A 9,445-nucleotide genomic window follows, 5' to 3' on the forward strand; every position below is an offset into this window, starting at 1 on the left:
TGGCAACATCACCGAACTTAAGGACTCGCTATGTCGATTTCACCATCATTCTAGGCGACGCTCTCGCCGGGCGACGCTTCTTTCCTAGAAATGCGCTCACCGTCCTGGCCGGCGGCAGCCGCCCACTTTCAGCGCATCGTTCATTTCGCTGTCAGGCAAGGACGAGCCGCTTGGTCGAGGCGGGTCGGGTACCGGCCGGTGAAGCACGCCAAACATTGTCCGCGCTGCGGCGAGACGTCCGGGCGCCCGATAGCCTCAAGCATCCCTTCCTGGCTGATAAAGGCAAGGGAGTCAGCGCCAATCAAGCGCCGAATCTCTTCAACAGTGTGATTCGCCGCGATCAATTCTTCCTTTGACGAGGTATCAATGCCGTAAAAGCAAGGATGGGTGATCGGCGGCGCGCTGATGCGCACGTGCACCTCAACCGCGCCTGCTTCGCGGAGCATCGTGACGATGCGCCGGCTCGTCGTCCCGCGCACGATCGAATCATCGACCATTACGACCCGCTTGCCGTCGACAACCCCGCGCACCGGCGACAGCTTCATTTTCACCCCTTGTTCGCGCAACGCCTGCGACGGCTGGATGAATGTCCGGCCGACATAGCGGTTTTTAATGAGCCCTAATTCGTACGGAATGCCGCTCGCTTCCGCATAGCCAATGGCGACGGAAATGCTCGAGTCGGGAACGCCGGTGACGATGTCGGCCTCCGCCGGCGCCTCGAGCGCTAGGCGTTTCCCCAGGTTTTTTCGAGCGGTATGGACGTTGATGCCATCGACATGGCTGTCCGGGCGAGCGAAATAAATATATTCCATGCTGCAAATGGACCGAGGTTGCTCGGGAGCAAACCGTTCCGAGCGCACCCCTTCGCCGCTGATGATGAGCAGTTCCCCAGGCGCCACTTCCCGCTCGTACGTGGCGCCGATGACATCAAACGCGCACGTTTCCGAGGCGACGACATACGCTGAACCGAGCCGGCCGAGCGACAGCGGCCGAAACCCGCGCGGATCAAGCGCCGCATAGAGCGCCTTTTCCGTCAACAACAAAAACGCAAACGCTCCTTCGATTTGACGAAGCGCCTCTTTCATTTGCCCGACAAACGTCGGCGCTTGGCTGCGGCGGATGAGATGGGCGAACACTTCCGTGTCCGATGTCGTCTGAAAAATGCTTCCTTGCGCTTCAAGCGCGAGCTTCAACTCGACGGCGTTCGTCAAATTGCCGTTATGGGCTAACGCCATCGCGCCGGTTTGCGAGCGGAACAAGAGCGGCTGAACGTTTTCATAGCCGCCCCCGCCCGCCGTTGAATAGCGGACATGGCCGATCGCCGCCGACCCTTGGAGCGCCTCGAGCGTGCCGCTTTGAAACACATCCGTCACCAGCCCAAGCCCTTTATGGCCGTGCAACTTCCCACTTTGCGCGACAACGATGCCGGCTCCTTCCTGGCCGCGGTGCTGCAGGCTGTGCAGTCCGTAATACGTGAGCCGGGCCGCATCCTCATGCCCCCAAATGCCGAAAATGCCGCACTCTTCGTTCAATCCTTTGATTTCAGCAAGCATGGAATAGCCCCTTTCCAGACGTCTCGCATCTTGGCAACGGAAAGGTGAATGAGCGTCTCCCCGCGCTCCCCGTTCACCACCAATACGTTGGCGTCCGTCACTTCGCCGATTCGCTTCGCTTCAACCAGCTGCTCAAACGCCTCTTGATGCTCTTTTTTCACCGACACGACAAAGCGCGATTGCGTTTCGCTGAACAGTTCGCTCGTCGCGTCGCCGCTGATCGTTACGTTCGCGCCAAGCCCGTCGGCGCCCATCAGGCACTCCGCCAAAGCCACCGCCAGCCCGCCTTCAGCGACGTCATGCGCGGATGCCACCACTCCGGCGCGGATTGCGGCAAGCAGCTGGCGTTGGCGTCTCGCTTCGATCTCTAAATCAATCTCTGGCGCTTTTCCGAAAATGCGGCCTTCAAGCCATTTTTGCAGCTCGCTGCCGCCAAACTCCGGCTTCGCCTCGCCGATCACATAAATGAGATCGCCCGCCTGCTTAAACGACTGAGTCGTAATATGGGAAAGATCGTCAATGAGGCCGACCATGCCGACGACCGGCGTCGGATACACCGCCTCGCCGTTCGTTTCATTGTACAGCGAGACGTTGCCGCTCACGACCGGCGTCTCGAGCGCCCGGCACGCTTCGCTCATTCCGTCGACCGCTTTTTCAAGCTGCCAGAAGATCTCCGGCTTTTCCGGGTTGCCGAAATTGAGGCAGTCGGTAATGGCGAGCGGTTTCGCTCCGGAGCAAACAACGTTGCGCGCCGCTTCAGCGACAGCGATTTTCCCACCCATCTCTGGATCCAAATACAAGTAGCGCGAGTTGCAATCCGTCGTCAGCGCAAGCGCCTTGTTCGTGCCGCGGATGCGTACGACCGCCGCGTCCGACCCCGGAGCGACGACCGTGTTCGTCCGAACCATGTAGTCGTACTGGTCGTACACCCACTCTTTGCTGGCAATCGTTGGCTGGGCGAGCAGCCCGAGCAATGTTTGATTGTAGTCTTCGATGTGCGGAATATACGGCGGCATCGCTTGAAACTCGCGGTAATAGGCAGGCTCTTTCGACGGTTTATGATACACCGGCGCGTCTTTCGCCAAGGCGTCCACCGGGATCTCCGCCGCCACCTCGCCGCGGAAGTACAAGCGAAGCATTTTGTCAGCGGTCACTTTGCCGATCGCTTTCGCTTCGAGACCGTATTTGGCAAAAATCGCGGCGATTTCGTCTTCGCGCCCTTGCTTGACGACAAGCAACATCCGCTCCTGCGATTCCGAGAGCATCATTTCATATGGCGTCATGCCCGTTTCCCGTTGCGGGACGAGGTCCAAATTCATTTCAATGCCGAAGCCGCCTTTGCTCGCCATCTCGGCCGATGAGCTCGTGAGCCCCGCGGCGCCCATATCTTGAATGCCGACGAGCGCATCAGACTTGACCGCCTCAAGACACGCTTCCAGCAGCAATTTCTCCATAAACGGGTCGCCGACTTGCACGGCCGGGCGTTTCGCTTCCGATTGCTCGCTCAACTCTTCCGAAGCAAACGTCGCCCCGTGGATGCCGTCGCGCCCTGTTTTCGCCCCGACGTACATGACCGTATTGCCGACCCCGGTCGCAATGCCGCGCTGAATATCCTCATGGCGAATGATCCCGACGCACATGGCGTTGACAAGCGGGTTGCCTTCATACGCCGGATCGAACTGCACCTCGCCGCCGACGGTCGGGATGCCGACGCAGTTGCCATACCCGGCAATGCCGGCGACGACCTGCTCGAACAAATATTTGACGCGCGGCGACGTCAATTCGCCAAATCGAAGCGAGTTGAGCAGCGCGATCGGCCGCGCCCCCATCGAAAAGACGTCGCGGATGATGCCGCCGATCCCCGTCGCCGCCCCTTGGTACGGCTCAATCGCTGACGGGTGGTTATGGCTTTCGATTTTAAACGCCGCTGCCAGCCCGTCGCCGATATCGACAATGCCCGCGCCCTCGCCGGGCCCTTGCAGCACGTGCGGGCCATCCGTTGGGAATTTTTTTAACACCGGTTTCGAGTTTTTGTAGCTGCAATGCTCCGACCACATGACGGCAAAAATGCCAGTTTCCGTGTAGTTCGGAAGTCTTCCCAAAATCGCTTCAATGCGCGCGAACTCTTCGTCCGTTAACCCCATCTCGCGGTATAGCTTTTGCTCTTTGATCATCGCCGAGCTCGGCTCAAGCAGTAACGACATGCGTCTCCCTCCAATAGTTGACGATCGATCGGAATAGTTTCAGCCCGTCCGCGCTGCCGAGCAAGGCGTCGACCGCCCGCTCCGGATGCGGCATCATGCCAAGCACATTGCCCCGCTCATTGACGATGCCGGCAATATCGGCCAAGCTGCCGTTCGGATTTTCTCCATGGTAGCGAAACACAATTTGCCGGTTCTCGATCAGACGCTTTAACGTCTGTTCGTCGCAATAATAATTCCCTTCGCCATGGGCGATCGGGATCGTAATGACCTCGCCTTTTTCGTAGGCAGACGTAAACATTGTCTCATTGTTTTCCACCGTCAGCCGCACCGGCCGGCAGATGAATTTCAATCCTTGATTGCGGCGCATCGCCCCAGGAAGCAAGCCGGCTTCGAGCAAAATTTGAAACCCGTTGCACACCCCAAGCACTGGTTTCCCCGCTTCGGCAGCTTGCTTCACGGCAGCCATCACCTTGGAGAAACGGGCAATGGCTCCGGAACGCAAGTAATCGCCGTATGAAAACCCGCCTGGAAGCAAAATGGCGTCAAATCTGTCTAGATTGTCCTCATCATGCCAAACGTATTCAACCTCTTCGCCAAGTTCATCGGCGATCGCATGGTACATATCGACATCGCAGTTCGATCCCGGAAACACAATGACGGCAAACTTCATCGGGCGACGGCCTCCTCGATTTCATAGCGGTAGTCTTCAATCACCGGGTTGGCAAGCAGTTTTTCGCACATCTCGCGGACGAGCTCGTTGATGTCGCGGCCGCTCTCTTCAATAACGAGCTCCATAAACTTCCCGATTCGTACATCTTTCACTTCCGTATACGATAAGCTGTGCAGCGCCCCTTTTACAGCGGTCCCTTGCGGATCCAACACACTCTCGCGCAACGTGACATACACTTTTACTTTGTACATGCCGATTCTCCCCCTAACCGTTGTAAAATGACTTCGTACGCATCCGTCAAACTACCCAAGTCGCGGCGGAACACGTCTTTGTCGAGCTTTTCGTTCGTCTTTGCGTCCCATAACCGGCACGTGTCCGGTGAAATCTCATCCGCCAAGAGGATGGCTCCGTCCGCCGTACGGCCGAACTCAAGCTTAAAATCAATTAATCTCACGTTCCGCTCGGCAAAATGGAGGCGCAGTACGTCATTCACCGCAAGCGCGGCCTGCTTCAGCGCGGCGACTTCCTCGCGGCTAGCGAGTTTTAAAATGAAGATATGATCTTCCAACAGCAACGGGTCGCCAAGGTCGTCGTTTTTGTAATAAAACTCAACAAGCGGTGCCTCAAGCGATGTCCCTTCCTCTAGACCGATCCGCTTGGCTAAACTTCCCGCTACCACATTGCGGACAACGACTTCAAGCGGGATGATCGTCACGCGTCGGACCAATTGTTCCGTTGGCGACAGCTTTTCAATAAAATGATTGGCAATGCCTGCTTCGCGCAGCTTCAAAAACAACAAGCTGGAAATCTCGTTATTGAGCCGCCCCTTGCCGGCGATCGTCGCCTTTTTTTCGCCGTTAAACGCCGTTGCGCTGTCTTTGTACTCGACCCAAAGCACATCTGGCTCGTCAGTCGCGTAAATTTTTTTCGCTTTCCCTTCATACAACAGCTGTTGTTTCGTCGGCACGATCAACGCCTCCATTTATCCAGAAGATTGAAAATCTTTTGTATAGCCGGCCGGCTTCGACCAGCCGGCAGCCGCTCACTCCAACCCTAAGCGGGCAAAAATCGTATCGACATGTTTCAAATGATGGCGATAATCAAAGCAATCATCGAGCTCCTCTTTCGTCAGCCGGCTCATGATCCGCTCATCTGCTTCAAGAAGCGAGCGGAACGGCACTTGTCTCTCCCACGCTTCCATCGCTTTCGGCTGCACCAAATCGTACGCCTCCTCGCGCGTCATCCCCTTGTCGATCAAGGCGAGCAAGACGCGCTGCGAATAAATGAGCCCGAACGTGCGCTCCATATTTTTTTTCATGTTTTCCGGGTACACAAGCAAATGTTTCACGATATTAGCGAATCGGTTCAACATATAGTTCAACGCAATCGTCGCATCCGGCAAAATGATGCGTTCCGCCGACGAATGGGAAATGTCGCGTTCATGCCAAAGCGGCACGTTTTCGTACGCCGTCACCATATAGCCGCGAATGACGCGCGCCATGCCGGTCATGTTTTCCGAACCGATCGGATTGCGCTTATGCGGCATCGCTGATGAGCCTTTTTGTCCTTTGGCGAAAAACTCTTCGACTTCGCGCACTTCGCTTTTTTGCAAGCCGCGAATCTCGACGGCGAATTTTTCAATCGATGTCGCAATTAAGGCCAGCGTCGCCATATAGTAGGCATGGCGGTCGCGCTGCAGCGTCTGCGTCGAAATCGGCGCCGGCGTCAAGCCGAGTTTTTCACAAACATACTGCTCCACAAACGGATCCACGTTGGCGTACGTGCCGACTGCGCCGGAAATTTTCCCCACTTCCACCATCTTGGCTGCTTGTTCAAACCGCTCCAAATTCCGCACCATCTCCGCATACCAAAGCGCCAGCTTCAGCCCGAACGTCGTCGGTTCGGCATGAACGCCGTGCGTACGCCCCATCATGACCGTGTATTTATGTTCACGCGCTTTCTCTTTCAGCACTTGAATGAAGTTTTCCAAATCGCGCCGCAAAATGGCGTTCGCTTGCTTTAACAAGTAGCCGAGCGCCGTGTCAACGACATCGGTCGACGTAAGCCCGTAGTGCACCCATTTCCGTTCTTCCCCAAGCGTCTCAGAAACGGCGCGGGTGAAGGCGACGACATCATGGCGCGTTTCTTCTTCAATTTCTTTAATGCGGTTGACGTCAAACGACGCGTTTTCACGCAGGCGGCGGACATCTTCTTTTGGGATGACGCCAAGCTCGGCCCACGCCTCGCACGCGAGCAATTCCACCTCAAGCCATGCCTTAAAGCGGTTTTCCTCGGTCCAAATCGCTCCCATTTCCGGTCTTGTGTAACGTTCAATCATCCTCGTTCCAGCCTCCGATCATGCCAAATTTGCCACGATTCGATTCGCGCCAGCGCCCCCTCGACATCGTCTGCCAGCACCGTCACATGTCCCATTTTCCGCTTCGGCTTCGCTTCGTGTTTGCCGTACAGATGGACGTAAACCGCCCCGTCGAACGAACCGATATGCCGAATGACCGGCTCGACGTGCTCGCCTAAAATATTGACCATCACCGCCGGCTTCAACAATTCGGTCGATCCGAGCGGCCAGTTGCAGACGGCGCGGATGTGCTGGGCAAACTGCGACGTCGCGCATGCATTGATTGTATAATGTCCGGAGTTGTGCGGTCTAGGGGCCAGCTCATTAATATAAATATCCCCGTCCGCAGTCAAAAACATTTCCACCGCCAGCGTCCCAACGAGCGAAAACGATGCGGCCAACACTTCCGCGTAGCGAATGGCCCGCTCTTGCACGCTTTCCGGAATTCGGGCCGGAACGATCGTTTGATGCAAAATATTCTCGATATGAATATTTTCCGCCACTGGAAAAACAGCCGTCTCACCATCGAGGTTGCGGGCGACAATGACCGACATTTCCTTCACAAACGGCACCCAGCCTTCCAAAATGCATGGGCCAAGCCGAAGCAAATCAGCCGCTTTGGCTAGATCGCCTTCGCCGCGCAGCACATATTGCCCTTTGCCGTCGTAGCCGCCGCGCCGCGTTTTCAAGACGCACGGGAACCCGATCGTCTGAACGGCCTGTTCAAGCTCCTCCGCTCCATTCACTTCGACATAGGGCGCCACCGGCAAGCCGGCATCAACGATCGCCGCTTTCTCCAGCGCCCGGTCTTGCGTTACAGCAAGCAGCCGGCTTCCTTGCGGGACATAGGCGTTTGCCTCAAGCCATTCAAGCGCCCGCGCATCGATGTTTTCAAATTCATACGTGATGACATCGCTCACGCGCGAAAGTTCCGCCATAGCGTCCAAATCATGATACGCCGCCGTCATTTCGATATCAGCCACTTGCCCGCACGGGGAATCAGGCGTCGGATCAAGCACGGCAATGCGAAAGCCCATCTCACGCGCCGCCAAGGCCATCATCCGCCCGAGCTGCCCGCCGCCGATGATGCCGATCGTCTGCCCAGGAACGATCCGCCGCTTAGTCAAGTTGATCACTGCTTTCTACGATTTGTTTTCGAATGGCTTCCCGCCGCGCTTTGAGCGCCTCCATATAGCGCGGCTCAAGCAACCCAAGAATCGATGCGGCGAGCAGTCCGGCGTTGGTCGCCCCCGCCTTGCCGATCGCCACCGTCGCCACCGGCACCCCGCCTGGCATTTGCACAATTGACAATAACGAGTCAAGCCCATTCAATGCTTTTGACTGCACCGGCACGCCGATCACCGGCAGCGTCGTTTTCGCCGCGATCATTCCCGGCAAATGGGCCGCCCCGCCAGCCCCGGCAATGATCACCCGAATGCCGCGCTCTTCAGCCGTTTCCGCATACAGAAACATCTCATCCGGCGTCCGGTGCGCCGATACGACTTTTTTCTCAAACGGAACGCCCAATTCCTCCAAAATGGCGCAAGCATGTTTCATCGTTTCCCAATCCGAATGGCTTCCCATGATCACCCCAACGAGCGGGCTCATACCGTTTCACTCCTTTTGCTAGCACAACAAAACCAAGAACATACGTTCCCATCCGTAAACGAGGGAAAGCATCGTTCTGGGCTTTGACAGTTGCTGATCGAAAAAAAGCCAAAACCGATCCTTTCCCTCATAGTCCAATAATTTACGGTTATTGGGTAGAAACTTTTGGGCCATATTCCCAAAATTATATGAGGGATCTTCTCATACACTATGAAGTTACCTTTATAGTAGCAGGTTTTTTTTCGGCATGTCAAGGAAAAAATCGAACATTTAGTATTTCGCCAAAGTAAATGTTCGTGTTTTTTTGAATCACCAAACGAAGAAGGCGGCATATGATGAATGAGCGGAGGAGGAGAGACACGATGGCCAAAGAAAACCCGTTTACGCCGTTTTCTGATTGGACAAAGCATTGGCAGCAATTTTTCCAAAATGATTTTTGGGGAAGCATCCAGCCGTTGCTGCCGTCATCGAACAAGCCATCATCCGGTATGAACATCTACAAAAAAGACAACGAACTGCTCGTTGTCATCAGCCTCCCAGGGCTCGAAAAAATCGAAGATGCAGAAGTGTATGTATCATACAAAACGTTGGAAGTGAAAGCAACCATTAATCTAAACTTCAAGGGGTTTGAGCTAGTGGAAGAAGGCATTTTCCAAGGCCAATTCCAAAAAACAATCCCACTGCCGTTCGCCGTCAAAGAGGACCGCATCGAAGCAACATACCATAACGGCCTGTTGTTCATCCATCTGCATCGACTTATCCCTGACGAGCCGAAAAAGAAAATTGTCATCAAAAAAAGTGAATAATCTCCCCACGAGTGCAAAAAAGGAGATACCTGCCTTTCCGAAAAAATAAAAAAAGAGGGTGTCCCATGCCGTACAGGACACCCTTACGCGAATTTCCGTTTCCTATCGCTTTTATGAAAAAGGGGGTCTAGGAAACGATGATCACGCTTTACATTTTGGGGGAGAGGATTAAAAATGGCGTCATTCAAAATGACTCATTGGAAATAGGCAAAAAAATGAGAGAACTATGCAGCTCCCTCATTTTTGCC

General features: G+C 55.2%; 9 protein-coding genes and 1 riboswitch. Of the genes, 1 reads left to right on the forward strand and 8 read right to left on the reverse strand.

Annotated elements, in window-relative coordinates; genetic code table 11:
• Positions 1-140: 140 nt before the first annotated feature.
• The 8 genes from purF to purE are packed head-to-tail and all read right to left on the reverse strand — an operon-like array spanning position 141 to position 8,391.
• Positions 141-1,553, reverse strand: a complete 1,413-nt coding sequence (purF, locus tag GJ1_RS01220; RefSeq protein WP_066227371.1) for an amidophosphoribosyltransferase — start codon at positions 1,551-1,553, stop codon at positions 141-143.
• Positions 1,529-3,757, reverse strand: a complete 2,229-nt coding sequence (gene purL, locus GJ1_RS01225) for a phosphoribosylformylglycinamidine synthase subunit PurL (protein WP_066227374.1) — start codon at positions 3,755-3,757, stop codon at positions 1,529-1,531. Before purL ends, purF begins: the two co-directional genes overlap by 25 nt.
• Positions 3,741-4,427, reverse strand: a complete 687-nt coding sequence (gene purQ / locus GJ1_RS01230; RefSeq protein WP_066227377.1) for a phosphoribosylformylglycinamidine synthase subunit PurQ — start codon at positions 4,425-4,427, stop codon at positions 3,741-3,743. The genes purL and purQ overlap by 17 nt, the downstream gene beginning before the upstream one ends.
• A complete protein-coding gene (purS, locus tag GJ1_RS01235) occupies positions 4,424-4,678 on the reverse strand; it encodes a phosphoribosylformylglycinamidine synthase subunit PurS (RefSeq protein WP_013144128.1) in 255 nt (84 codons plus the stop codon). Before purS ends, purQ begins: the two co-directional genes overlap by 4 nt.
• Positions 4,666-5,409, reverse strand: a complete 744-nt coding sequence (gene purC / locus GJ1_RS01240) for a phosphoribosylaminoimidazolesuccinocarboxamide synthase (RefSeq protein WP_066227379.1) — start codon at positions 5,407-5,409, stop codon at positions 4,666-4,668. The genes purS and purC overlap by 13 nt, the downstream gene beginning before the upstream one ends.
• Before the next feature lie 60 nt (positions 5,410-5,469).
• Positions 5,470-6,765, reverse strand: a complete 1,296-nt coding sequence (purB, locus tag GJ1_RS01245) for an adenylosuccinate lyase (RefSeq protein ID WP_013144127.1) — start codon at positions 6,763-6,765, stop codon at positions 5,470-5,472.
• On the reverse strand, positions 6,762-7,910 hold the full coding sequence (gene purK, locus GJ1_RS01250; RefSeq protein WP_066227382.1) for a 5-(carboxyamino)imidazole ribonucleotide synthase: 1,149 nt from the start codon (positions 7,908-7,910) through the stop codon (positions 6,762-6,764). Before purK ends, purB begins: the two co-directional genes overlap by 4 nt.
• A complete protein-coding gene (gene purE / locus GJ1_RS01255; protein WP_066227386.1) occupies positions 7,903-8,391 on the reverse strand; it encodes a 5-(carboxyamino)imidazole ribonucleotide mutase in 489 nt (162 codons plus the stop codon). The genes purK and purE overlap by 8 nt, the downstream gene beginning before the upstream one ends.
• A 110-nt stretch (positions 8,392-8,501) precedes the next feature.
• A riboswitch (purine riboswitch) is annotated at positions 8,502-8,603 on the reverse strand.
• Between the two features lie 150 nt (positions 8,604-8,753).
• Here purE and GJ1_RS01260 point away from each other — a divergent pair.
• Positions 8,754-9,197 (forward strand): Hsp20/alpha crystallin family protein, encoded by a 444-nt coding sequence (locus GJ1_RS01260; RefSeq protein WP_066227389.1) that lies wholly within the window; start codon positions 8,754-8,756, stop codon positions 9,195-9,197.
• Positions 9,198-9,445: the final 248 nt, after the last annotated feature.

The organism is Geobacillus jurassicus NBRC 107829, assembly GCF_001544315.1.
Classification (GTDB): Bacteria; Bacillota; Bacilli; order Bacillales; family Anoxybacillaceae; genus Geobacillus; species Geobacillus jurassicus.